This is a genomic window from Pseudomonas sp. TE4620 (assembly GCF_056279045.1).
In genome coordinates, this window is the sequence record NZ_JBWBQO010000001.1 from 2512829 (window position 1) to 2537873 (window position 25045).

The window sequence follows — 25045 nt, forward strand, 5'->3', positions numbered from 1 at the left end:
AACTTTTCGATTTAGGGACTTTTTCAATTGATGCCCGGCACCGGTGCATTCAATCGACGACACCGTGCTGCTCGACGAACTGCGCATACCACGGGTGGGTGGCCAGCAGTTGCTCATGACTGCCGCTGCCGCTCAGGCGCCCGGCCTCCAGCACCAGGATCTGATCGGCGTCGCGCACCAGCGCCGGGTTGTGCGACACCAACACCAGCGTGCGCCGGCCGCGCAATGCCCGCAGGCTGCGATTGACCCGCGCCTCGCTGCGCGCATCGAGGCTGGCAGTGGGCTCGTCGAGCAACAGGATCGGCGCCGGCGACAGCAGCGCTCGCGCCAGCCCTACGCGCTGGCGCTGGCCACCGGAGAGCAAGGCGCCGCCCGGGCCGACCTCGCTGTGCCAGCCCTCGGCCAGGCTGGCGATCACCTCATCCAGCGCCGCTGCTTCAGCGGCCTGCTGCAATTGCCCAGGCGTTGCCTGTGGCCGCGCCATGCTGACATTCCATAGCAGGCTGCCGGCGAACAGGCCGCTGTCCTGGAACACCTGGGTCAAGTGCGCGGCAAGGGTTTGCTCGCTCAACTGGCGGATGTCCACCTGGCCCAGACGCACTTCGCCGGCCTGGGCATCCATGCCCCGCCCCAGCAACGCCAGCAGCGTACTTTTACCGGCGCCCGACGGCCCGACAATGGCCGTGAAGGTACCAGACGCGCAGTACAGGTCGAGGTCCTTGAGCAGGTGCTCGCCATGTTCGCCGTAGCTGCTCAGGCCCTGGCCCTGCAGGCTGGCGTCCAGGGGTTGCAAGCCGGGTTGCGGGCTGTGCAGGATCGGTTGCGCCAATACCCCCAGCACCTGTGCCAAGGCCTGCCAGGCCATGCGCAGGGCCTGGTCCAATTGCGCCAGTTGTGACAGCGGCTCGACAAAGCGCACCAGCAATACCAGCACCGCCACCAGCAGCGCCCCGGGCAAATGCCCGGCGGCGACCGCCAGCACGCCGCCGACCAGCAGCGCCGAAAACACCAGTTGCACTGCGCTGGCAAAGCCCAGGCTGGCGGGCAATGCCTGGCGGTTGAGCGAACGGGTCGCCTGATGTTGCTGCTGCAGGGCCTCGCGCAGGGCCACCTGGCCCTGGCTGGCAACGGCGCTGCTACGCATCAGCGCCTGTTGTTCGGCGAAAGTTTGCAGCAGTTGCCCGGCATGCCGATCAACCGTCTGGCGCTGTTGCTCAAGGTCCAGGCTGCGCCGCCCGGCCCAGCGCAGCAGGCCGAACAACGGCAGGTAGGCCACGGCCAACGCCAGCGCCACGGATGGCGCCAGGGCGAACAGGCCAAGGACCACCACCGTTGGCGTCACCAACGCGGTAATCAACGGCGCCAACAGGTGCGCCGGGATACTCATGCTGCTGAACACCGGCCCGCGCACCAGGTCGTCGAGATGGCGCTGGCGGCCCCGCGCCAGCCGTGGCAAATGCTCCAGCAAGCGCGACACCAGCCCCGCTGCCAGCCCTGCCCCAGCGAGGTAACCACGCCGCTGGGCGATGTAGCTGACCAGGGCCTGCAGCAGCGTCAGGCCCAGCAGCAGCCCCACCGGCTGCAGCACATCGGCGCCTGCGCGGTCGAACCAGGCCAGCACCAGCGGCACCAGTGCCAGCCCCGCCAGACCATCAAGCACCGCGGCCAGCACCATCCATATCAGCGCCGCGCGCAGGGCTTGCCAGGTGCGCTGCGGCAACTGGCGCAAGGACGAAAAAACACTCATGACACAGGCTCCATTTGCTCGGCATCGGACATTTGTTCACGCCACAACTGACGGTAAAGGCCGTCCATGGCCAGCAACTGCTGATGACTGCCACGCTGAACGATCCGGCCCTGGTTCAACACCAGGATCTGCTCGGCATGGCAGATGCTCTGCAAGCGGTGGGCAACGATCAACCGCGTACGCCCGGCCGCGCCCTCGTGCAGGGCCATGCGCAAGGCCCGCTCGGTGTGCGGATCGGTAGCCGAGGTCGGCTCGTCGAGGAGCATGATCGGCGCACTCGAAAGCAGCGCCCGGGCAATGGCCAGGCGTTGCAGCTCGCCGCCCGACAACTGCACATCGTCACCGGCTATGCTCGCGTAGCCCTTAGCCAGCGCCATGATCCGGCTGTCGAGGCAGGCCGCCCGTGCAGCCTCGCGAATCTGCTCGAGGCTGGCGTCGGGCTGGTACAGGGCGATGTTCTGCGCCAGCGACAGGCGCAGCACTCCGGCGTGCTGGAACACCAGCGCCAGATGCCGTTGCAGTTGCGCGCTGGCGATCTGCCGAACATCCACCCCGCCGACCAGCACCTGGCCGCTGTCGACGTCCATGAACCGCGCAATCAAGCCGGCCAGGGTACTTTTGCCCGCGCCCGACGGCCCCACCAGGGCCGTGGTGGTGCCTGGCTCCAGGCGCAGGTTGATCGCTGACAATACCGGCACCTCGCCATGGGCGAAGGACACCTCGCGCATTTCCACGCTGGCGTCCCTGGGCGCTTGCGGCGCGTCGGGCTCGGCCAGCGGCGGCGTGCTCAACACTTCCTGCAAGCGCTGCGCACTGACCCGCGCGCTATTGAGGGCATCGAGGCCGTGCCCCATGGCCAGCACCGGCGCGGCCATGGCCCGGACCAGCAACAGAAAGGCGCACAACTGCGCCGCGCCGATTTCGCTCAGCCCCGGCAGCAACGCGCCAAGCACCACCCAGGCCAGCAGCCAGGGCGCACTGAGCAGCACCTGGACCAACGCCGCCAGTTGACCGGCGCGGCTCACCCAGTGGCTGAAACGCTGATCAAAGCGCTGCACCGCCTGTTGCAGGCTGCGCTGCACGCCGGCCCCCGGGAACTGGCGGACCAGGCGCAGATTGGCGGCGAACTGGCTGTAGTCGCTGAACAACTGCTGCACCGCCGCATTGCGCTGCTCGACATCTTCACGGTAGTGCGCCGAGCCCAGCCGCCAGTACCCCAGCACCCCCAGTGCCAATGGCAGCAGGCACCACAGCGCCAGGGCGCTGTCGCTCCACAGCAGGTAGCCGAAGGTGGCCAGGGGGATCAGCAGCAGGTTGACCAGATCGGCCGGCGCATGGCCGACCAACTGGTGCAATGCACGTACGTCCTGCTCGGCATAGCGGGTCACGCCCTCGGGCCCGAGCCGGGCGAACCAGCCCAGCGGCAAGCGTTGCAGATGCTCGGCCAGGCGCACGCGCAAACGCTCGCACAGGTCGGCATCAACACCGTGGGTGAGGTGCAGGGCCAGGGTCTGGCCACACAGCCACAGGGCCGAGCCGAGCACCGCCAGCAGCACCCAGTTCATCACCCCGGGCGCCAGCGGCGGCGCCTGTTGCAGGCTCTCGGCCAGGTGCGCCAGGGCAATCAGCGGCAACAGCGAGCTGACCCCGGATATGGCTTGCACCACCACCGCCAGGCACAAACGCGCCCGGAACGGGCGCAGCAGTGCCTGCAGTTCAGGCCCCAACAGGTTCATTGGCACCCCTCCAGCGCCTGCGCCAGGGTGGCTGCCGGCAAGGCCTGTGCGGGCGTTTGCGGAAAACCGATGGCGGCTGTCACCTGCTGCCACAGCGCGACCACTTCCAGGCTGCGCTGTTGCCGGCGCACCAGCCCTGCACCGTCGAGCAACGGCTCCAAGGCCCTGGCCGCAGCCAGTGGCCAGAGCTGCCGATAGACCTGGCCCCAGTCCGTGGCGGCGTCCATCAGCACTTCGGCACACGGCAAGGCGCCGCCGCTCAGCACAAACAAGCCGTCCTCGTCCTCGCGCGGCGCGCGCACCGCTGGCATCCACAGCAGCGGCCCGTGCGGTGAGGCCAGCAGCAAGGTGCCGCTGTCGGTGGCCAGGCTGATGCGCTGGAGCATCTGCATGCGCCCGTCATCGGCCGCCGCCAGTTCATTGAGCACCCGTAACGACACCGGCACCTCGGCCATCACCAGGCTGACATCGCGCCACGGCGACAGCGCCGGTGCCAGGTTGTCCAGCGACCACGGCCCCACCGACTCCAACAACGCCGCCAGGATGTCGAGGGTGGCGTAGCTGACCTGCACCGCACAACTGGCCTCGATATGGCGGATGCCCTGCTGACGATGCAACTGCCGGCCCAGCTCGATGAAGCGCGCCACCCACGGCAACTGCGGGTAAAAACTGTTGAGCAGGCAACGGCGCTGCAAGCGTGCCGCGCAGCGCAACAGCTCGTGCAGCTCCTGAGGCAACAGCGGGTGTTCGATCAACACATCGATACCGCGCGCCATCAACGCTTGCGCCAGAGCCGGGCCCTGCTCGCCGCGCGCCGCGCCGCCCACCGCCACGCAGGCCAGGCGGGTGTCGTCGGGCAGCTGTTCGAGGGCCGCGAAACACGGTACACGAAGATGCCGGGCCAGGGCCTGTGAACGGCGACTGCCCTGGCCCAGCACGCCGACCAGCTGCAGGTGCTCGGCAGCGGCGACACCGGCGGCGTAGAACTGGCCGAATCGGGAACCCACTACCAGGGTTTTGACGGGAGTGTTCATGGGCGCTGTTCCTCCAGCAAGTAACGACTGAGCCCGGCGTTCAGGCAATCGAAGTGATTGCCGCGCAGGGTCTGCACACTGAGCGGCGCCAGCGACGCGGCCTGCCACCAGGCCTGCAGGCTGGCCTGGTGATTGGCGATCAAGGGGTTGCCGACACTGGGCACGAACAGGCGCACGGCACCGATGTACGGCGCACTGTCGCTGTAGTGGCTGGCCCGTACCGAATGGGCAAACACCCGGTACAGCTGTTCATCGGCGATGCCGCTGGCGGCGCTCAGCACCCGGGCCTTGAGCTGGGCAACGTCGAAGGCCGGCAAGGCTGCGCTCAAGCTGCCCGCCGGCAGGTGTTGCACGGATGCCTGCACAAGCGGCGCCAGGGCCGCCTGCAACTGCTCGGCCGACGGCAAGCCGAGCGCCTGCGGGTCCAGGCCGAGGGTGGCGGCAAAGCTGTAGAGGATCAGCAACTCGTCATCCAGCCGATACGGGATGCGGTAGCTGGAGACTATATCCACCCGGCGCACCTCGGCGCCCAGTTGCAGCAGCGCCTTGGCCAGTTCCAGGGTCACCAGCCCGCCGGAGCAGTAGCCCAGCAGATCGAAGCTGCGCCGGCCGCTGTCCCACAGAGCCTGGGCATAACGCTTGCCGAGGGTGGCATTGACATGCTGCGGCGCCAGGCGCAGGTAGGCCTCGCTGTCGTGTACCGCCAGCCCCAGCAGCGGGCCGCTGCCGGCAAGCTCGGCAATCAGCCGGCGATACGGCAACAGCGTGCCGAGGCCTTCATGCACCAGCACCCGGGCAATGCCCTCGCCTGCGGCCAGCTCACTCAAGGCGTCGACCCGTACGCGCCCGGCCAACGGCGACCGGGTGGCTTGCAAAACAGGCGTTGCCGGCTGTTCAGCGGCCGGCGCCTCAGCCCCTGACTCACTACGCAAACGCTGGGCCAGGCCGGCTGGGGTCGGCTGGCTGAGGGCCCAGCGCAACAGGCGATCGAAGGGGTGTGCACGGGCCAGCGCTTCCTGCTCGCGCAGGCCGGCGATCAACTGGGCGATCAGCAGAGAGTCGCCACCGGCGGCGAAGAAGTCCTGATCGGCCGACAGCTCGGTGCAGTCGAGCACCCGCTGCCAGTGCCCGATCAGGCGCTGGACCAACTCATCGCTGACCTCGCTGCGCACCTGGCGCAACGGCTCCAGCTGGCGCTGCTGGGCCTGATGGGTCAGGGCGCGGCGGTCGATCTTGCCGTTAGCGGTGACCGGCAGCGCGTCCAGCACCCGCACCTGGGCCGGCACCATGTAGCGCGGCACACGCTCGGCGATAAACGCCAGCAGGTCGTTGCTGGCGAGCACGGGGCGGTCGGTTTTCATCCGTGCCACCAGCAGGTCATAGCCCAGCAACGACAATACGCTGTCCGCTGACCCCAGGGCCTGGGCATGGTCGCCGGCCTGCGCGTTGAGCCAGTCCAGCCACTGCTGGCGGTGCACGAACAATTGCCCGGTGCTCGCCCGCAGGTCTTGCGGCGTTTCCATCATCAGGCTCTGGCTGATGCTGATTTCCCGGTGTTCGCGGGTCAGCTCCTGGATCACCAGCCAGGCATCGGCCTGCAACAGCTGACGCAGCCCGGCCAGCAAGCGCGGGGTGTCGAGGGCATTGTTCAAGGCCCCGGAACTGAGCAGCAGGTCCACCGAGCCTGGCTGCAGGCCCTGCTCGCAGGCGGGTTTGTTCATGTCGAAATGCATGAAGCGCACCCACGGGTACTCGGCAAAGCGCTCCCGGGCAGCATTGAGGAAGTAGCTGGAGACATCCGAGAACAGGTAGTCGATCTGCACCCCGGCTGCCGCCAAAGGCGCCAGCGCGGCAATGACCGAGGCACTGGCGGCAGCGGTGCCGGCGCCGACTTCAAGAATGCGCCAGTTGCGCATGCCTTCACGGGCAACAATCGCCCTGACCGCCTCGGCCATGGCCTGGTGCAGCACCTGGGCATGCAGGCCACGGCTGTACATGGCCTCGGCAATATGCGCCGAGCCCTCGGGGAACATCAGGCTGGCCGGGCTCAGCCGGCCATCCAGTTGCTCGGCCAGGCGCATGGCGCTGCCACGCAGGTAGTCGACCAGTTCCACCGGCCACAACGGCGCCGGGGCCAATTGGGCGAAATGCGCCCAGGCCTGGGCCTGATCGAACGCGCCGGGGTCTACCAGGCAGCGCCAGCCTGCACCCGCACGTTGCAGATAGCCGCTGTCGGTCAACAGCATCAGCCAATGCTGCAGCAGCCGCTGCTGGCCGGTTTCAAGCTTGAGCGCCTGGCACAGCGGGGCAAAAGCCACCTCCTCGCCCGCTGCGAGCAGGCCGCTGCTGGCCAGCCAGTGCAGCAGCGAGGCATCGGCCGCCCGGTCCAGCGCCGCCAGGGCGGCCTGAATCTCTTCACGCGGGCCGAAATCGGCCTGTTCCAGGGTGTCACGCGCCTTGGCCATAACCTCGGCCAATTCCTCGCCAACCCGTTGTGGATCGTTAGCCGAAGTTTGTGCAGTGACAAAGCTGCACAGCGAACGCTCGTGACGCTCGCCCACCAGTACCGTGGTGCTGGCAGCGATCTGTGGGTGAGCGAGCCAGGCAGCGTCGATCTCCGCAAGCTCGATGCGATGGCCGCGGATTTTCACCTGATCGTCCTGGCGCCCGAGGAACTCGATCAGGCCGTCCTCGTCCAGGTAGCGGCCGAGGTCGCCGGTGCGGTACAAGCGCCGGCCGCTGGCATGGGTGATGAAGCGCTCGGCGGTACGTTGCGGGTCTTCGGCGTAGCCCAGGGCCAGGCCCAGGCCGCCGATATGAATCTCGCCGCGCACCCCCGGCGGGCATTGCCTGCCGAGGCTGTCGAGCACTTCCAGGGTCTGGCCGTTGAGGGCGAGGCCGTAGGGGATGCTCGGCAAGGCCGTGTCGGCGGGGCGAATCGGGTGCTCCACCGACCAGATCGCCGCCTCGGTCGCACCGCCGAGGCTGAACAGCTGGCTGTCGGGCCAGCGCTGCCACCAGCGGGTTGGCAAGGTGGTGGGAATCCAGTCGCCAGACCACATCACGCAACGCGGCCCGGGAATGGCTGCCGGTTCGCTTTCCAGGTAATCGATCAGCATCTGCCCCTGGGCCGGCACCGAGTTCCACAGGGTCACACCGTACTCGGCCATCAGTTGCGCCCAGTGCGAAGGATCGGCGCCACGCTCGGGGTCTGGCAGTACCACCTGCGCGCCCACAGCCGTTGCGCCGAAAAAGTCGTACACCGACAGGTCGAAACTCAGCTCCGCCAGCCCCAGCACCCGGTCCCGGGCATTGACGCCGTAGCGCTGGTTGATGTCGTCGAGGGTGTTGACCACCGCGCCATGGCTGAGCATCACGCCCTTGGGCGTGCCGGTGGAGCCGGAGGTGTAGATGATGTAGGCCAGGTCGCCAGCCTGCACCGCCAGCGGTTCGCGCGGCGGCCAGTGGCTGGCGGCGGTGAGGCTGTCGATGGCAATGCGCGGCAGCGCAAGGCCTGCAGGCAAGGCTTCGGTTTCCAGGCAGATGAGCGCAGCAATTCCGGCATCGCGCAAAATGGCTTCGCGGCGCAGAGCCGGTTGGCGGATGTCGATGGGCACATAGGCTGCGCCCATCTGGTTGATGCCGAGCACGGCCATCAGTTGCCAGGCGCTCTTGGGCAGCATCACCGCCACCCGCGCCCCGGGGGCAACATCAAGGGCCTCCAGCGCCGCGCGCACGGCGTCGGCGTGCTGGGCGACCTGGCGATAGCTGTAAACGCCGTCGCGATCGCTGATCACCGGCGCATCCGGGCTGCGCAACGCCTGACCGGCAAAGCCGCTGGCGATGTTGCGGTCCTCGGCTTTAACCGCCGACAGATGCGCGACCCGCTGCTGCGCCAGGACGATATCGCCGCGCTGCTGCCAAAGCTGTGCATCCGCAGACAGGCGCTGCAGCAACGCGACATAGGCCTCGAACATCTGCGCCGCCATGCCGTCTGGCAGGACGCCGACGCGTACGTCCCAGCCAATCTGCAAACCGCCGTACTGGTCGCTGACCTGGCAATCGATCCACACCTGGGGGGTCTGGCTGATCATGTAGCTCGGCGGCTGCAACAAGCGCCCGCTATCCCCCAGCAGGCGCTCGACGCTGCCGATGCCGCTGGTGAACACCACCGGCATCAGGTCGGCGCCACGGCCCTGGACCCGTGCCAGTTCGCGCAACACCTCGACCCCGGTAAAGCGGCTGTGGTCGAGGTCGTCGAACAGCTGCGCGCCGATGCGCCGTGCCCGCTGGACGAAGTTGGCGCCACTGGCGCCATTGACCTGCAACAGGCTCAAGGCGGTGAAGTCGCCCAGCACCTGGCCCAGTTGCGGGTGCAGGTCCGGGCGGTTGAGGACGGTGAGGTTGAGGCAAAAGTCAGCGCTCTGGCTCCAGCGCCCGATGACCTCGGCGAACGCCGCCAGGGTCACCCCCGCCGCACTCAAACCCTGGGCGCTGGCCAGGGCGCAGAGCGCATTCCACTGGGCCACGCTCAAGCTGGCATGGTGGTGCTGAAAACGCCGCGAGGTGATCCCGGCGTCATCGCTCAGGGGCAGGTCCGGTCGCCCCGGCAGGCTCTCCAGGCGCGCCAGCCACCAGGCCTTGTCGCTCTGCCAGGTGGCGCTTTCACGGCTCTGTTGTTCATGCTGCAGGTAGTCGCGAAAGGTCGCCTCCAGCACCGGCCAGTGCCGGTTTGGCTCCAGGTAGCGCTGGCTCAGCTCTACCAGCAGCAGTTGCAAGCTGGCGTAGTCGATGAGGGTGAAATCCACCGAGCAATGCAGAACCGCGCGATCGGCGCCCTGGCTCAGTTCCGGCAGCAGGACCGGCCACTGGTCGAGGGCATGGCAGGCATGATCGAGGCGCTCGCGTACCTGCTGCAGGTGCGCATCGAAGGCTTGCGCCGAAGCCTGGCGCAGGTCATGCAACGGCAGGCATTGCCAAGGCACCTGGGCCTGCACGCACTGACGGCTGTTGTCTTGCACCACCGCGCGCAGCATCGGGTGGCGCTGCACCAGGGCGTTCCAGGCCTGGTTCAGTTGCTCGCTGTCGACAGTGGCCGGCCACGGGTATTCAACATACAAGTGGCAGGCATTGCCGCCATAGTCGAAGGCCGGATTGCGCCCCAGCACGTAGGCGCCCTGCACCGCGCTCAGGGCAAAAGGCTGCAGCGCCTGTTCAGGTTGCGAGCGCCACTGCGAACGCGGCAACAGATGATCCATCAGCGCCTCGCGCTGGGCGCGGATACGTTCGGCCAGGGCCGGGTCCAGCGCCCCTTGCGGCGCACGAAAATGCAACTGGCCTTCAGTAGCCCAGAGTTCGATCTGGCGCTCACGGCAGATGTGCAACAGGTCATTCAGGCTCATAGCACGCCCTCCTCTACTGCGGCACTGCTGGCCAGCAGCGCGGCCATGCCGGCCAAGGTTGGCTGCAGGTAGAAGTCACTCATGCGCAGGCTGATGCCCAGTTGCTCGCGCACGCTGGCCAGCAGCCGGGTCGCCAGCAGGCTGTCGCCGCCGAGGCTGAAAAAACTGCCCTGGGCGCTGCGCACCGGGCGTCCGAGCACCGCCTCCCAGCACCCGGCCAGGGGTTGTAGCGCAGGATTGAGCTCGCCCTCCTCGCTGCTGGCCGGCTGTTGGCGCTGCAGCGCTTGCATCATGCAGGCTTGCAGGCGCTTGCGGTCGATCTTGCCGTTGGCGTTGAGCTCCAGGCGCGGCAGGCACCAGAGGTGTTCGGGGCGCATCGCTTGCGGCAGGCGTTGTTGCAGCCAGTGCTGCAGACTGTCGGCGCTCAGGGCATCGGCCGTGGCGCTGGCGCTGAGCAACAGCATCGCCGGGTTCTGCCACAGGCTGTGCAGCTCGGCAAAGCCACTGCGGCCAAGCAGCTGGGCGATCTGCGCAGGGTCAGCCAGCACTGGCCTGCGGCTGTCGAGCAGCGCTGCGCTGACCAGCCTCAGCGGCGAGTCACGCAACAGCTCGGCGAGCAGCAGGCGCCCGCCCGGCTTGAGCAGCGCCTGGGCCAGGTTCAGGCAGTCAGCCGGCTGCGCATAGCTGTGCAAGGCGGCGAAGCTGATCACCAGGTCGTACTGCGCGCACTGCTCGACGGGCAGCAGGCCATCCACCAGCAGTTGGCTGGCAACGCCCGGGCGCTTGCCGGTAGAGGCGGCCAAGAGGCCGGGGCTGGTCTCGAACAGGGTCAATTGCAGCTCGCGCTGGCCGAGGTGGTCGAGCCATTGATCCAGCAACTGGCCACCGCGCACATCCAGCACCGCGACCCTCAACGGCCCGGCCTGGGCGCTGCACTGCTGCTGCAGCACCTGGCTCATGGCATCGAGCAACTGGCGCCCGGCCGGCAGGTTAAGGGCCATGGCCTGGGGCGCCAGCAGCGGATCGAACAGCACCTGGGCAGCGCCACCCTCGACCGCCAACAGCGACTGCAGCGAAGCGACCATGGCCTGCAGGTCGGCCTCGCGCCAGCCCAGTCGCGCCAGGGCATCACCGAGGCTCATGGCTTGGCTGGGTTGTTCGCCCAACCACTGGCGCCAGGTGTCCAGCAGCTCCGGCGCCGGCAACGCTTGGCCATTGAGCAGGCGTTGCAGCAGCTCGGCGCTAACCCGTGCTTCAGCTTGCAGGGTGTCGTCCGGCATTGAGCCGCCTTGCAGGGCATCCGTGGCCACAGTCACCGGCGCCGGGCTACTCACCAGCACCGCACCAAGGCTGGCGACAGTGCCTGGCAGCACCGCCGCGCAGGCGTTGTCGATCAAAGGATGGGCACTCAGCGCCGCCTCGATCTCGCCCAGTTCGATGCGTTGCCCACGCACCTTGACCTGCTGGTCGATACGGCCGAGAAACTCAATGGTGCCGTCGCCCCAGAAACGCCCGCGATCGCCGGTGTGGTACCAACGCCCGCGCTCGTCGCTGCGAAAACGCTGGGCAGTCAATTGCGGGTCGTTGCGATAACCACGGGCAAGGCTGGCGCCGCCGATCAGCAATTGTCCGACCACCTGCTCGGGCACATCGCGGCCGCTGTCGTCGACCACCCGATAGGCCTGGCCGGCCAGAGGTTTGCCATAGGGGATCGAGGTCCAATGACCCGGCACCTCGTCGATGCTGTGCAGGTTCGACCAGATCCCGGCCTCGGTGGCCCCGCCCAGGCCATACACCCGGCACTGCGCCGTGGCATGCCGGCGCAGGCGCGCGGCAAGGTCCAGGGCGATCCAGTCGCCGGACAGCAACACCGCCCGCAGGCTCTGGTAGTGGCAGTCGCTGGCGGCAATGCCCAGGGCCATTTCCAGCAACGCCGGCGCCGAGTTCCACAGGCTCACCCGGTGCTCGGCAATCAACTGCGCCCAGCGCGCCGCATCGCGGGTTTCTTCGGGCTCCAGCAACACCAGGCGCGCGCCCTGCCCCAGCACCCCGAACAGGTCGAACACCGACAGGTCGAAATCCAGCGCCGACACTGCCAGCAGGCAGTCGTCGCGGTCGATGCCAAGTTCGGCCTGCAGCGCGTCGATGGTATTGATCGCCGCGCCATGGCTGACCTCGACACCCTTGGGCACACCGGTGGAGCCGGAGGTGTAGATCACATAGGCACTGGCCTGCGCCGCCACCGCCCGCGGCGCTGCCAATGCTGCGCACTGTTCCAGCTGCGCCAGGTTGAGCCAGCGCAATGACGGGCTATGCGCCGTGGGCGTTGGTGCTTGCTCCGCAATCACCAGGCTGATGCCCGCCGCCGATTCGATCAGGCTACGGCGCGCCGGCGGTTGCGCAGTGTCGACCGGTACATAGCAGCCACCTGCCGCGAGCACGCCGAACACCGCGACGATCTGCCCAAGCCCGCGCGGCAGGCAGACTTCCACCGCCTCGCCCTGGCGCATGCCGGCCTCCAGCAAGCCGGCAGCCACCCGCAGCGCGCGCGTGGCCAGTTCGCCGTAGCTGCAACGCTGGGCGCCACAGATCAGCGCCAGGTCATCCGGGCGCTGGCTGGCGTGGCGGAAAAAGTCGTCCAGCAGGCCGCGCCCCGGGGCCAGCGCCGGTACGCTGTTCTGGCGCTCGCGCCGGGCCTGTTGCGCCAGCGGCAGGAGCACCGGTTGCGGCAGGCTCCAGTCACTGTCGGCAAGGCGCTGCAGCAATTCGATGTAGGCCTGGAACATCGCCGCCAGCACACCCTCGGCGAACAGTTCGCTGATGCTGTCCCAGGCCAGCAACAGGCCGTCGTCAACCCGGTACAGCTGGTGGTCGAGCCATACCTGCGGGGTTTGCGAAAGCATGTCGTCGAGGTCGCCAAACACCTGGCGAAAGCTTGCCGGAACAAACCCCGTCTCGTTGAGGTTGCTGGAAAACACCACCGGCGCCGAGCGCGGATGGCCCTGGCGACGGCCTTCGCGCAACACTTCCAGGGCCGCAAAGGCAGAACGGTCGATGGCGCCGTGCAGGCTGCGCTGAAACTCGCGCACCGCCTCGGCGAAGGGCAACTGCGGCGCGTCCTGGCATTCCACCAGCAGCAAGGTGGTGAAGTCGGCGATCGCCCGGTCGATGTCCGGATGGTCATCATGGCGGTCGAACAACGGCACGTTGAGCAAGAACTTCGACTGCCCGCTCCAGCGCGCCAGCACTGCGTTGAAGGCAGTGGCGAACACGCAGGACAAGGTCAGGCCATGGTCGCTGGCCTGGCGCTGCAAACGCTCGGCTTCAGCGGCGCTTAAGACAAACGCCTGGCGACTGAAACGCGGTTCGCGGATTGACTCAGGGGCGCAGGCCAGCGGCAGCGCCGGGCCATCGGGCAATTGCGCCAGGCGCTGGCACCAGTACTCGCGGTCGCGGCCGTAAGCCTCGGCGCGCCGTTGCTGGCGGCGGCTCAGGTAGTCGGCAAAGTGCAGGGTCGGCGGCGCCGGCAGCAACGCCGGCGCTTGGTAAGCCTGGCCCAGTTCGGCCATCAGCAGGCGCAGGCTTTCTACGTCGGCGGCCAGCAGGTCGACACTCAGCCAGACCCGGTCGCGGCCACCCGGCAGTTGCACCAGGCCCACCAGCATCACCTGCCCCGCCTCCACCGCCAGGCACTGGTGCGAGCGCCAGCGGCGCAGTTCAGCCCAGGCCTGCTGCGCGTCATGGGGCGACTGCTGACGCCAGTCCTGGTGGTCGAAGACCTGCGCGGTCGGCGCCGCCAGGATCTGTTGCTGGCCGTCGTTGAAACGGGCGCGCAGCATCGGGTGGCGACGTTGCACCAGGTTCACCGCCGCTTCGAGGCGCTGCGGGTCGATGCTCTGGCAGTCGAACTCGAGCCAGGCGTGACAACTGATATTACCCAGCACTTCGGCGGCGCCCCGGCCCAGCCAATAGGCTTGCTGCACGGCGCTGAGCTCGAAGTGCTGCTCGCCAACTGATGCCGGTGCAACGCCAGGCGCCAGCGCAGGTTGCAAGGTTTGCCCGTGCAGCAGCGCCAGCCAGGCGGCCACGCTCGGTTCAGCGCTCAGCTGGGCAAACTCGACCTGCAGGCCGTGGCTGCGCAGGCGCTCTTGCAGGTACATCAGGCGGATCGAATCGAGCCCGCAGCCGAGCAGGTTCTGCTCGTCGCCCAGGGTGTCGATTTCAGCCACCGAGGCGCCCAGCAACTGGGCGAGGTGTTCGATCAGCCAGAAGCGCAGCGGGTTGGCCGAGGGGGTGTCTGCTGTTGTCAGCTCGCGCATGAAAAGCTTCCTGTAGCCCGTAAGAATAAAGTCTGTGTGGCTCACCAAGATGCAAGCCATTATCAAATGAGACTTTATCGCAGGCGGGTTTTCAGGAAGCGCTCAAGGCTTTAGATGCACAGGCCTTTTTATTCGATTCAGAGTCAGCGCGCGTCAGCGGATCTCGCTGGGCGATACGCCATAGCGTTTGCGAAAGGCAATGGAAAAATGCGCCGGGCTGTAGCCCACGCCATAGGCGACGGTCGAAACGTTGCTCTCTTCATCGCTGAGCATGCGGTGCGCTTCGCTCAGGCGATGCTCGTGCAGGTAGCCGAACACACTGGTGCCAAACACTTTGCGAAAGCCTGCGGTGAGCTTGCGCGGGCTCATGCCGACATGGGCGGCCAGGGCATTGAGGCTCGGCGGCTCGAGCAGCGAGCGCACCAGCAGGTCACGGGCGGCGTGCACGCGCTCGACATCCGAGGCGGTGATGCGCAGTTTCTGCTCTGGCTGGGCGCGTTCATCCAGTAAAAACTGGGCACTGAGCGCGGTCAGCTCGAGGGCCTTGCCACCCAGGTACAGCGAGCGGCTCGGGCCCTGCATCGGGCAGGTGGCGATCTGCGTGGCCAGGGCCTGCATTGCCCGCGGCGCCGGGCGCACCATCATGTAGGGGTCGCCGCCCCTGGCCGCCAGCAGCTTGCGCGGGGCCATGCCCAGGTGGCGGTCGAGCGACTCCAGGTCGAGCTGGACGATGGTGTAGCGCAACGGCGTCGAGGTGCCGTAGATCTGCGACGAGGTGAACTCGCCGTCATTGACGATGGTGCACAGGCTCGGGCCGCGGATCGATTGCTCGGCGTGCCCCGGAATCCGGCAGGACAACTCGCCGCTCTGCACCAGGATCAGCTTCAGACCGCGCTCCAGCGGGTCCTCGACCCAGGCCTCGCTCTCGGACCAGAGGGTGCCGGTAACCAGGGTCATGTGCGGTTCCAGGTAGACCGTCCCGGGCTGGTTGCCCTTGGGGTCGGCCTGCTTCTCTGGGTGAGTGGGGGCGATGATCGTAATAGTCATTGGGTTTTCCCTTTTCCTGAGGCCATTACGTAGGGCCTGACCTGAAATAACGGGAGGTTTGTAAACCCTCAACCTCCCTGTTTGAAGCCACTGCGTATTTCATCTAATGAAAAAGTCGCGGCACCGAAAGCCTTGGCGTTGAGAAGCGCTCGGCGAAGGATAATGATAATAGATCTCATTAAGCCATTTGTAGCCAATTATTTCTACAAATAGGAGATTTCATGTCCTTGAACACTTCGACCCCCCTGCCAGATGCCGTAGGCGACGCTCCCGACTGGCCGCCGGCCTTTGCCCGGCGCTATCGCCAGGCCGGCTACTGGCAAGCGCAGACCTTTGCCCAGGCCCTCGACACCGCCGCGGCCCGCAACCCGGCAGCGATCGCCATCAGCGACGGCGCCCTGCATTTGAGCTACGCCAGCCTGGCAGAACGCTGCCAGCGCCTGGCCGGCGGCTTGCGCGCCCTTGGCCTCAACGCCGGTGACAACGTGGTGGTGCACCTGCCCAATGGCAGCGCCTTTGTCGAAGTGTGCTTTGCCCTGTTTCGCCTCGGCGCGCGGCCGATCCTGGCCCTGCCCGCTCATCGTCAGCACGAGATCGGCGGCTTCTGCAGCTTCGCCCAGGCCACGGCCTACATCGGCTGCGAGCAGCTCGAAGGTTTCGACTGCCGGCAGATGGCGCGCCAGTTGCGCACTGCCAACCCGCACCTGCGGCATGTGCTGATCGACGGTGACGCCGAAGAATTCATTGCCCTCGGCACGCTGTACGGCGGCGAAGCAATGGAGCAGGACGCCGGCGATCCCGAGGCGGTAGCCTGCTTCCAGTTGTCGGGGGGGACCACCGGCACGCCCAAGCTGATTCCGCGCCGGCACGCCGAATATCTCTACAACGTGCGCGCCAGCAGCGCGGTCTGCGGGCTCGACGCGCAGACCGTGTACCTTGCCGCGCTGCCCATGGCGCACAACTTCACCCTCTGCTGCCCCGGGGTGATCGGCACCTTGCTCGCCGGTGGCCGGGTGGTGTGCAGCCGCCGCCCCGATCCGGACACCTGCTTCGCCCTGATCAGCGCCGAGCGGGTCACCGTCACCGCCCTGGTGCCGCCGCTGGCCATGCTCTGGCTCGACGCCCAGGCCCAGCGCCAGGCCGATCTGTCGAGCTTGCGACTGCTCCAGGTCGGCGGCGCGAAGCTGCTCAGCACTGCTGCGGCGCGGGTCAAACCGGTGCTCGGCTGCACCTTGCAACAAGTGCTGGGCATGGCCGAAGGGCTGCTCTGCTACACCCGCCTGGACGATCGCGAGGAATTGCTTCTGCACACCCAGGGCCGGCCACTGTGCGCCGATGACGAGCTGCGCATCGTCGACGAACAGGGCCAGCCAGTACCCGACGGTGTAGTCGGCGAGCTGCAAGTGCGCGGCCCCTACACCATTCGCGGCTACTACCGGCTGCCCGAACACAACGCCAAGGCCTTCACTGCTGATGGTTTCTATTGCAGCGGCGACCGCGTGCGGCGCACCGCCGAGGGTTACCTGGTGGTCGAGGGGCGGGACAAGGACCAGATCAACCGCGGCGGCGAAAAGGTCGCCGCCGAAGAAGTGGAAAACCTGCTGATCAACCATCCCCAGGTGCATGACGCGGCGCTGGTGGCGATGCCCGACGCGGTGCTGGGCGAGTCCACCTGCGCCTTTATCGTCGCCCGCGATCCGGCGCCCTCGGCGTTTGGCCTCAAGCAGCACCTGCGCAGCCAGGGCCTGGCCGCGTTCAAGGTGCCAGACCGCATCGAGTTCGTGGCGCAGTTCCCGCAGACCGGGGTCGGCAAGGTCAGCCGCAAGGACCTGCGCGCAACCCTGCGCCAGGCCTGGCTCGATGCCAACTGTGGGAGCGTCGCCTCGTGATGGCCGGGCTGTTGTCCCAGGGCGAGCGCTGGGTGCGCCCCTATCGATTGACGCCGATGCCGCGCTGGCGCCTGGTGTGCTTTGCCCATGCTGGCGGCAGTGCGAGTTTTTTCCGCGACTGGGCCAGCGCCCTGCCCGCCGATATCGACCTGTTGGCCATCCAGTACCCGGGCCGTGAAGACCGCTTCGGCGAAGCCTGCCTGAGCGACATGCCCAGCCTGGCCGAGGCCGCGAGCGTTGCGCTGCGTGGCTATGCCGACCGGCCGCTGGCGCTGTTCGGCCACAGCCTCGGCGCGGTGGTCGCCTATGAAGTGGCGGTGCGCCTGGCGCAGCAGACAATCGCCGTCGAGCAGTTGTTCGTCTCCGCCCACCCGGCGCCGCAGTGCCAGCGTGGCGGGCAGTTGCACAGCGGCCCCGACAAGGCCCTGCTCGACGATGTGCGGCGGCTGTCGAGCCGGCCCAACCCGCTGCTCGAAGACCCGGCCCTGTGCCAGATGTTCCTGCCCAGCCTGCGCCATGACTACCAGATCGTCGAAACCTACAGCCGCGCCGCGCCGCAGCCGCTCAACAGCCGCATCACCGTGTTCTACCCCGAGCAGGACCCGGAGATCGACCTTGACGAAGCCCTGGCCTGGCAAGCCGCCAGCCTCCAGCCACTGCACCTGCAGCGCTGGCAGGGCGAGCACTTCTACCTCATCGAGCAGCGCCAGGCGCTGCTCGATGCCCTGGCGGCCAGCCTGCTCGGCCGTCGCCCGCTGACATCACCTGCCCTTGAGGAAGCCCTCTGATGAAATCCCCTGACGCTTGTGAAGGCCTGCCGGACATCCGGATCGCCATCGATTCACTGGACCACCAGATCATCGAACTCATGCGCCAACGCATGGCTTACGTCAAAGCCGCCGCCCGCTTCAAACCGACCGAAAACAGCATCGCCGCGCCCGAGCGCGTCGCCCAGATGCTCCCGCAACGGCGCCAGTGGGCCGAGGACGCCGGGCTCGACGCACACTTTGTCGAAACCCTGTTTGCCCAGATCATTCATTGGTACATCGCCCAGCAAGTCGTGCACTGGCGCAGCATGAGGGTGCCGGCATGAAAGCCCTGACCCGACTGGAAGAGCACCTCGGCGAGCTGGCCCAGGTGTTCGAGCAGGCCCGCCAGAGCGCGGTGCTGCAAGCTGAGCCGGTGCTGGCCAGTTACGCCCTGGCAATCGATGCGGTGGACCTGCTGGAGCTGTTTTGCCGGGTCGACCAGCCCTGCGCCGAGGCCGTGTTCTGGCGCGCCGCCGATGGCGGCAGGAGCCTGTTCGGCTGGGGCGTGGCTGCAGAGCTGAGCGGTGCTGGCGAGCAGCGTTTCGCCAGCGTTGACCAGCAGTGGCAGCACTGGCTGCGCAGCGCGGTGATCCACGGCCCGCAGCCGCCGCTGCTGTGCGGGGGGTTTCGCTTCGACCACCAGGTCCAGGCCAGCAGCGCCTGGCAGGGTTTTGGCGACGCCTCGATGCGACTGATGACCTTGCTGCTGATACGCGACGCCGACGCCTGCTGGCTGCTGTGCCAGCAGTTGGTCGGCCCTGCGGACACTGCCCAAAGCCGCTGCGAGCAGGTGCTCAATGAGTGGCACGGGCTGATGGATCGCTACCTGTCGGCGCCGGTTGTCACGCCGCCCGCGCAGCACCGCCGCGACCAGAGCCTGCCGCGCGCCTGCTGGGAGAGCAAAATCGTCCAGGCCCTGGACGCGCTGCGCGATACCTCGATGAAAAAGGTGGTGCTGGCGCGCGAAGTGCTCAGCGAGTTTTCCCGGGCCGTCAGCCCCGGGACGCACCCTGGCGCGCCTGGCCAGCAACGATCCGGCGGCCTACCTGTTCGCCTTTCGCCGCCAGCAAAGCTGCTTTATCGGCGCCTCGCCGGAACGCCTGGTCAAGCTCGACGGCGGCCGCCTGCAGACCCTGGCGCTGGCCGGCACCAGCCGCCGCGACCCCGACCCGCAACAAGACGCGCAACTGGCACAGGCGCTGCTGGACTGCGAGAAAAACCGCCACGAACATGCACTGGTGGTGCAGATCATCGAAAGCGGCCTGGCGCCATGGGCAAGCCAGTTGCAGGTACCGGCGACCCCGTCGGTGCAACGCCTGAGTCGGGTCCAGCACCTGAGTACAGTGATCGAAGGTCGCCTGCGCCCGCAAACAAGCCTGCTGCAAGTGGTCGAAGCCCTGCACCCGACACCCGCCGTCGGCGGCCACGAGCGCCAGCAGGCCATGGCGCATATTCGCCACTGCGAAGGTTTTGACCGCGGCTGGTACGCCGCGCCCCTGGGCTGGCTGGACGCGCGGGGCAACGGCGAATTCATCGTCGGCCTGCGCTCGGCGCTGTTGAACGGCGAGCAGGCCCGTCTGTTCGCCGGTTGCGGCATCGTGCCCTGCTCGGACCCGGCCAGTGAATACGAGGAGACCTGCATTAAGCTTGCGGGGATGCAGTTGGCGTTGCAGGCGTGAGTGCGGTTGGGGTTGGGATAAGCCCGCTGCCCCAACGTCCAAACCCAAGGATCAATTTCCCCGGTTTGCGCCAAGAACCTATAATTGAGTTGACCGGTAGCCAACCCGGGCACAGCCCCCTTCGGCGATCCGGACTGCCTCTGACATGAACACTACCCTCTTCACCACCTGCCTGCTCGCCCTCTGCCTGGCACTCACGGCCGGTTGCTCGAGCAAACCCAAGGCCAAATACCTGGCCGCCAATGCCGGTTCCAACTGCCACGCCAAAGCCGTGCCCACAGCCGGCGAAGGCGGCCTGGCGTGGGGCCCGACCTTGCAGATCGCCCGGCAGAAATCCATGAACAACTGCATCCGCTACGCCGGGCGCTCCGGCGGCCAGCCCAGGACCTGCAAGGTGGTGCTGGCCGAATGCAAACGCTGATCCGCATGTAAGCCATACGCTATATAAATTCTTATATAGCGTTGTCAATTTGCTCGCCTGGCTCTAGTATCGGCGGCGTTCTGCCGTTGCGCGTACCCGCTTGATCGATGCGATCAGACGGCTCCGGGGAGGGAGCTGTCGGTCGTTTTGCGCCACGCGCTATATAAAATAATATATAACGATACCGACCAAGGAGCGTCATGACCCCGTTCGCCCCCCGTACCCTGCTGCTCGCCCTGGCCGCCATCAGCGCCGAGGCTGCCGTGGCCGAGCAGAAGAAAACCTTCAGCCTCGGTGAAATCCAGATTTGGGCCCCGCAGGATGAGGCGCTCGCCACCGGCAGCAGCGTCGTCGAGCTCGAAGACATGCGCCTGCATGACCGCGAGACCGTCGACCGCGCCCTGGCCCTGGCGCCTGGGGTGAACCTCGCCTACATGGGCGGGCGCGCCGAGCAGGTGGTGTACGTGCGCGGTTTTGACCGCCTGCAGGTGCCGGTGTATATCGACGGCATTCCCACCTATGTGCCCTATGACGGCAACATCGACCTGGGACGTTTCACCACCTACGACCTGTCGCGCATCGAAGTGGCCAAGGGTTTCGCCTCGCTGCTGTACGGCCCCAATACCCTGGGCGGGGCGATCAACCTGATCACCCGGCGGCCCACCGAAACCTTCGAAGGTGAAGTCGGTGGCGGCCTGGAGCTGACCGACCACGGCAACGTCAACGCCTATCGCAGCTACGCCAACCTGGGTTCCAACCAGGGCAACTGGTGGATGCAGGGTGGCGTATCGTATGTCGACTATGACTACACGATGCTGCCCGACGACTTCGAGCCAACCAACAACCAGCAAGGCAAGGGCCGCCGGGAAAACAGTAACAAGCGCGACGGCAAGTTCAGCTTCAAGCTCGGCTTCACCCCCAACGATACCGACGAGTACGTGCTCGGTTATGTCCAGCAGGAAGGCCGCAAGGGCCAGCCGCCCTACGCCGGCGACCTGCCCGCCAGCGGCCAGCGCAAGCGCTGGTGGGAGTGGCCGCAGTGGGACAAGACCAGCCTGTTCCTGGCCACCAACACCCGCTTCGGCGAGCACGGCCTGAAGACCCGGGTGTTCCGCGACACCTTCAAAAACTCGCTGGAAAGCTTTGTCTACAACAACGGTATCCATGGCGCGATGCAGCCGGGGTTCCCGAGCAAATACGATGACGAGTCCACCGGTTTCTCGGTCGAAGGCGACCTGGCCCTGAGCACCGGCAACCGCCTGGGCATCGCTTATCACTTCAAGGAAGATGTGCACCGCTCGCGCGATGGCAGCGACCCGCAAACCCACTTTCGCGACCAGACCCAGTCCATCGCCCTGGAAGATACCCTGCGCCTGAACGACATCTTCAGCGTGGTCGGCGGGGTGTCGTACAACTACCGCAAGAGCCTTGAGGCCGAAAACTTCGGTACCAGCGCCGCCTCGCCCCGGGTCAAGACCCTGTATGACGAGCCGACCGGCAGCGACGATGCGGTCAACAGCCAGTTGGGCCTGTTCATCAACACAGGTCCCTTGCTGGACATCGACCACAACGGCCAGGTGCGCCTGACCGTGGCGCGCAAGAGCCGCTTTGCAACCATCAAGGACCGCTACTCGACCCGCTTTGGCACGGTGATCCCCAGCCCCGATCTGAAGTCCGAACGCGCCACCCACTACGAGCTGGGCTACAGCGGCGCGATCAGCCGCCAATGGACCCTCGACACGGCGCTGTTCGTCAGCAACATCGAAGACTCCATCCAGCAGGTCACCGTCGCCCCGGTCGCCGGTTGCGCAGCGCCGTGCGGCCAATACCAGAACATCGCCAAGGCGCGTAACCAGGGTGTCGAACTGGGCCTGCGCGGCGATCTGGGCAACTGGGAATTCAACACCAGCTACACCTACCTCGATCGTGAAAACCGCAGCAATCCCGAGCTGCGCCCGATCGATACACCGCGCCACAACCTGTTCGCCTCGGCCAGCCTGAACCTCGACGCCTGGCGCCACACCGCCAGCGTCGAAGCCGCTTCGCGGCGTTACAACATGTCCGATGGCAGCCAGATGAGCGGCGGCTATGCGCTGTACAACCTCAAAAGCGGCTACCGCTTGAGCAATGACGTGCGCATCGAAGCGGGCATCCGCAACCTGTTCGATCGCCTTTATGAATACAGCGAGGGGTACCCGGAAATTGGCCGCAGCTACTTCGTACAGTTCAATGTGCCGCTCTAAGGCCTGGCTGCTGGCGCTGCTGCTGGGCGCAGCCAGTGCCCGGGCGGGCGCGCCGCAGCCGGTGGTGGTGTTGACCAGCTACCCCGAGGAGATGATGACGCGCTTCGAAGAGGCCTTCGAGCGCGCCAACCCCGATTACCGCCTGCAGATCCTCTGGCGCCAGGGCTTCGATGCCCTGCCCTATCTGCGCCAGGCCGACCAGGGCGGGGTCGATGTCTACTGGGCGCCGTCACCGGGCAACTTCAAGCGTCTGGCCCAGGACGCCGGCTGGCAGCCGCTAGGGGTCGAGCTGGACGGTTTGCCGCCGCGCATTGGCGGCATCGCCCTGCGCGATCGCGCGGCGCGCTACCAGGCCACGGAGCTTGCCGGTTATGGCTTTGCCATTAACCCGGAAGAACTGGCCAAGCTGAACATGCCTGCCCCGCAAGACTGGCCGGACCTGCTCGATGCCCGCCTGCGCGGGCGCGTCGCCTTGCCCGACCCTGCGCGCGTCGGCTTTGCCCCAGTGCTGCTGGATATCGTTTTGCAGGCCTACGGCTGGGATCAAGGCTGGGCGCTGTGGAGCGAGCTCGCCGGGCAATCGCGGCTGGTCAGTCGCGGCGGCACCCTGGTCAGTGACGAGGTCGCCAGCGGGCGTTCGGCAGTGGGTGTGTCGATCGACTTTTTCGTGGCTTCGGCGGTGAGTAACGGCGAAGCGGTCGAGTTTGTCTACCCGGCCCACGGCGGGCTCAACCCGGCGCATATCGCCATCCCTCGCCAGGCCAGGCAGGTCGAGGGAGCGCGGGCCTTCGTGCGCTTCGTGTTGTCGCCTGAAGGGCAACGCCTGCTGGCCGACCCGGACATTCGCAAGTTGCCGGTGCGCCCCAGCATTTATGCCGACTTGCCGGCGGGCTATCACGACCCCTTCGCCGCCGCCCGCCAGGGCGCCTATGCCTACACCGACGACAGCTCGCGCGAACGCCTGGCGCTGATCACCTCGCTGTTCGAGCAATGGCTCGGCCAACCCCATGAACGCCTCGCCGTGTTGTGGGCGCGGGTGCATGCCGGTGAAGCCCAGGGCCGCGACCTGACCGCGGTGCGCGAGTTTCTCAGCGTGCCGCCGATCGACGAAGAGCAAGCGGCGTCGGCGCCGTTGCTGGCACTGTTTGCCCAGCGCCAGGACCATGGCATGCAGCGCCAGCCCGCGAGCGACCAGGATGCCCTCGGCCGCGAGGAAATCGCCTGGCAGTTCCATAGCGCCCGGCAACAGGCGCAAGCCGAGCGCCTGCTATCGGCCATGGGCCTGTGAAGCGCGCTATCTGCTTGCTGCTCGCCACGCTGCTGAGCACACCCGCCAGCGCCGCCGTCAGCCGTGAAGCCTTCGCCCAGCCCTTGCCGGGGCTGGACGATGCGCAGCAACTGGAGCGTTTCTTTCACGGCCGCAGCCTGTTCCGCCAGGCCTGGGTGGTGGCGCCTTCGCGGGACGAAGCGGTCGATGGCCTGGGGCCGCTGTACAACCGCATCAGCTGCATTGCCTGCCACCCCAAGAATGGTCGCGGGCAGGCACCTGCCAGTGAACAGCAACCGCTGCGCACGATGCTGGTGCGCCTGTCGCTACCCGGGCACGATGCCCACGGCGGACCGCTGGCGCATCCGGTCTATGGTGATCAGCTCAGCGAATCGGCTGTTCCCGGCGTGGCCGCTGAAGGTCGGGCGCAAGTGCGCTGGCAAGAGCAATGGGTCACCCTGACCGATGGCGAACGCATCGGCCTGCGTTCGCCGCGCCTGAGCTTCAGCGAACTGGCCTACGGCCCGTTGGGTAACGTGCGCACCTCGATGCGGGTCGGCTCGCCGGTGTTCGGCCTGGGCCTGCTCGAAGCCATCGAGGCCAGCACCCTGCAGGCACTGGCCGACGCGCCCAAGCCCGATGGCGTCAAGGGCCGCGTCAACCAGATATGGAGCGTCGAACGCCAGCGCCTTGAGCCCGGGCGCTTTGGCCTCAAAGCCAACCAGCCGGACCTGCGTCAGCAGATTGCCGGCGCCATGCACGGTGACCTGGGGATCACTTCGCCACTGTATCCCCAACAAAACTGCACGCCGTTGCAAGCGGCCTGTCGCCAGGCTGCCAGCGGCGGCGAACCGGAGCTCGATGCCGTGCAACTGGGCGACCTGCACTTCTACCTGGCCCACCTGGCGCCACCGCCGCGCCGCGACCGGAGCAAGCCCGAGGTGCAGCGTGGCGAACAGTTGTTCAGCCAGGCTGGCTGCGCCCAATGCCACCGTCCGCACCTGAGCACGGGCCAGCATCCGCTCTACCCGCTGTTGTCAGCGCGGCAGATCGAGCCTTACAGCGACCTGTTGCTGCATGACATGGGCCCGGGCCTGGCCGATGGCCGTGATGATTACCTGGCCACCGGCCGCGAGTGGCGCACCCCGCCACTGTGGGGCCTGGGCTTGCTCGAACGGATCAACCCCGGTGCCGGGTATCTGCATGATGGCCGCGCGCGTACGCTTGAGGAGGCGGTGTTGTGGCATGGTGGGGAAGCGCAAGTGGCGCGCGAGCGGTTCAAGGCGCTGGTGGCCGATGATCGGCGGGCGCTGCGGGCGTTTTTGCGGTCGCTGTAATCCCAATCGCGGGCCAGATGCCCTCATATCATTCCCAATGATAATAACCTTCGCCCCATTCGATTCGTCGTTGATAGTTTCAAATCGCAGAATCCGCCCACTATCAATAAATTGG

At 67.0% G+C, this 25045-nt stretch carries 15 protein-coding genes; 8 read left to right on the plus strand and 7 right to left on the minus strand.

The annotated features are described in order from the left end of the window. Nucleotides 1–49 precede the first annotated feature (49 nt). From ACZ9A3_RS11810 to ACZ9A3_RS11835, 6 genes are all read right to left on the minus strand, one after another. Nucleotides 50–1747, minus strand: coding sequence for an ABC transporter ATP-binding protein (locus tag ACZ9A3_RS11810; protein WP_093382017.1), 1698 nt, complete (start codon nt 1745–1747; stop codon nt 50–52). After that, a complete protein-coding gene (locus tag ACZ9A3_RS11815; RefSeq protein WP_476252646.1) occupies nt 1744–3483 on the minus strand; it encodes an ABC transporter ATP-binding protein in 1740 nt (579 codons plus the stop codon). The genes ACZ9A3_RS11810 and ACZ9A3_RS11815 overlap by 4 nt, the downstream gene beginning before the upstream one ends. Then, the gene (locus tag ACZ9A3_RS11820; RefSeq protein WP_045198137.1) at nt 3480–4517 is read right to left on the minus strand and encodes a Gfo/Idh/MocA family oxidoreductase; all 1038 of its coding nucleotides are present in this window, start codon (nt 4515–4517) and stop codon (nt 3480–3482) included. The genes ACZ9A3_RS11815 and ACZ9A3_RS11820 overlap by 4 nt, the downstream gene beginning before the upstream one ends. Further along, nucleotides 4514–9919 carry a non-ribosomal peptide synthetase gene (locus tag ACZ9A3_RS11825; RefSeq protein WP_476252647.1) on the minus strand — a complete coding sequence of 1802 codons (5406 nt, stop codon included), beginning with the start codon at nt 9917–9919 and terminating at the stop codon, nt 4514–4516. The genes ACZ9A3_RS11820 and ACZ9A3_RS11825 overlap by 4 nt, the downstream gene beginning before the upstream one ends. Then, complete coding sequence (locus ACZ9A3_RS11830; RefSeq protein WP_476252648.1) at nt 9916–14238, minus strand: non-ribosomal peptide synthetase; 4323 nt, start codon at nt 14236–14238, stop codon at nt 9916–9918. Before ACZ9A3_RS11830 ends, ACZ9A3_RS11825 begins: the two co-directional genes overlap by 4 nt. A gap of 153 nt (nt 14239–14391) precedes the next feature. Beyond that, nucleotides 14392–15285: a helix-turn-helix transcriptional regulator gene (locus ACZ9A3_RS11835; protein ID WP_258593706.1), complete on the minus strand. Its 894-nt coding sequence runs from the start codon at nt 15283–15285 to the stop codon at nt 14392–14394. 221 nt (nt 15286–15506) lie between these two features. On the opposite strand from ACZ9A3_RS11835, the gene ACZ9A3_RS11840 reads away from it, so the two are divergent. Genes ACZ9A3_RS11840 through ACZ9A3_RS11850 form a run of 3 tightly spaced genes read left to right on the plus strand, consistent with a single transcriptional unit; the run spans nt 15507 to nt 18267 of the window. Next, nucleotides 15507–17174 carry a (2,3-dihydroxybenzoyl)adenylate synthase gene (locus ACZ9A3_RS11840; RefSeq protein ID WP_213604251.1) on the plus strand — a complete coding sequence of 556 codons (1668 nt, stop codon included), beginning with the start codon at nt 15507–15509 and terminating at the stop codon, nt 17172–17174. Next, nucleotides 17174–17962: a thioesterase II family protein gene (locus ACZ9A3_RS11845; RefSeq protein ID WP_213604416.1), complete on the plus strand. Its 789-nt coding sequence runs from the start codon at nt 17174–17176 to the stop codon at nt 17960–17962. The genes ACZ9A3_RS11840 and ACZ9A3_RS11845 overlap by 1 nt, the downstream gene beginning before the upstream one ends. Continuing rightward, a complete protein-coding gene (locus ACZ9A3_RS11850) occupies nt 17962–18267 on the plus strand; it encodes an isochorismate lyase (RefSeq protein WP_045198124.1) in 306 nt (101 codons plus the stop codon). Before ACZ9A3_RS11845 ends, ACZ9A3_RS11850 begins: the two co-directional genes overlap by 1 nt. Here the strand turns inward: ACZ9A3_RS11850 and ACZ9A3_RS11855 are convergent. Further along, nucleotides 18210–18992: a hypothetical protein gene (locus ACZ9A3_RS11855; protein WP_476252649.1), complete on the minus strand. Its 783-nt coding sequence runs from the start codon at nt 18990–18992 to the stop codon at nt 18210–18212. The genes ACZ9A3_RS11850 and ACZ9A3_RS11855 overlap by 58 nt on opposite strands. 10 nt (nt 18993–19002) lie before the next feature. On the opposite strand from ACZ9A3_RS11855, the gene ACZ9A3_RS11860 reads away from it, so the two are divergent. From ACZ9A3_RS11860 to ACZ9A3_RS11880, 5 genes are all read left to right on the plus strand, one after another. Then, a complete protein-coding gene (locus ACZ9A3_RS11860) occupies nt 19003–19662 on the plus strand; it encodes an isochorismate synthase (RefSeq protein ID WP_476253327.1) in 660 nt (219 codons plus the stop codon). 145 nt (nt 19663–19807) lie between these two features. Further along, nucleotides 19808–20083: a hypothetical protein gene (locus tag ACZ9A3_RS11865; RefSeq protein WP_093381997.1), complete on the plus strand. Its 276-nt coding sequence runs from the start codon at nt 19808–19810 to the stop codon at nt 20081–20083. 200 nt (nt 20084–20283) lie between these two features. Further along, entirely contained in the window at nt 20284–22326 is a 2043-nt protein-coding gene (locus ACZ9A3_RS11870; protein WP_476252650.1) for a TonB-dependent receptor plug domain-containing protein, read from the plus strand. Beyond that, nucleotides 22313–23614: an ABC transporter substrate-binding protein gene (locus ACZ9A3_RS11875; protein WP_093381991.1), complete on the plus strand. Its 1302-nt coding sequence runs from the start codon at nt 22313–22315 to the stop codon at nt 23612–23614. Before ACZ9A3_RS11870 ends, ACZ9A3_RS11875 begins: the two co-directional genes overlap by 14 nt. Beyond that, nucleotides 23611–24930: a di-heme oxidoreductase family protein gene (locus ACZ9A3_RS11880; protein WP_476252651.1), complete on the plus strand. Its 1320-nt coding sequence runs from the start codon at nt 23611–23613 to the stop codon at nt 24928–24930. Before ACZ9A3_RS11875 ends, ACZ9A3_RS11880 begins: the two co-directional genes overlap by 4 nt. Nucleotides 24931–25045: the final 115 nt, after the last annotated feature.

Excerpts from the sequence above, each read along its gene's own strand:
- ACZ9A3_RS11820 (WP_045198137.1), bottom strand. The coding sequence starts at position 4,517 with ATGAACACTCCCGTCAAAACCCTGGTAGTGGGTTCCCGATTCGGCCAG.
- ACZ9A3_RS11840 (WP_213604251.1), top strand. The coding sequence starts at position 15,507 with ATGTCCTTGAACACTTCGACCCCCCTGCCAGATGCCGTAGGCGACGCT.
- ACZ9A3_RS11835 (WP_258593706.1), bottom strand. The coding sequence starts at position 15,285 with ATGACTATTACGATCATCGCCCCCACTCACCCAGAGAAGCAGGCCGAC.
- ACZ9A3_RS11850 (WP_045198124.1), top strand. The coding sequence starts at position 17,962 with ATGAAATCCCCTGACGCTTGTGAAGGCCTGCCGGACATCCGGATCGCC.
- ACZ9A3_RS11830 (WP_476252648.1), bottom strand. The coding sequence starts at position 14,238 with ATGCGCGAGCTGACAACAGCAGACACCCCCTCGGCCAACCCGCTGCGC.
- ACZ9A3_RS11815 (WP_476252646.1), bottom strand. The coding sequence starts at position 3,483 with ATGAACCTGTTGGGGCCTGAACTGCAGGCACTGCTGCGCCCGTTCCGG.
- ACZ9A3_RS11865 (WP_093381997.1), top strand. The coding sequence starts at position 19,808 with ATGAACACTACCCTCTTCACCACCTGCCTGCTCGCCCTCTGCCTGGCA.
- ACZ9A3_RS11870 (WP_476252650.1), top strand. The coding sequence starts at position 20,284 with ATGACCCCGTTCGCCCCCCGTACCCTGCTGCTCGCCCTGGCCGCCATC.
- ACZ9A3_RS11845 (WP_213604416.1), top strand. The coding sequence starts at position 17,174 with ATGGCCGGGCTGTTGTCCCAGGGCGAGCGCTGGGTGCGCCCCTATCGA.
- ACZ9A3_RS11825 (WP_476252647.1), bottom strand. The coding sequence starts at position 9,919 with ATGAGCCTGAATGACCTGTTGCACATCTGCCGTGAGCGCCAGATCGAA.
- ACZ9A3_RS11875 (WP_093381991.1), top strand. The coding sequence starts at position 22,313 with ATGTGCCGCTCTAAGGCCTGGCTGCTGGCGCTGCTGCTGGGCGCAGCC.
- ACZ9A3_RS11810 (WP_093382017.1), bottom strand. The coding sequence starts at position 1,747 with ATGAGTGTTTTTTCGTCCTTGCGCCAGTTGCCGCAGCGCACCTGGCAA.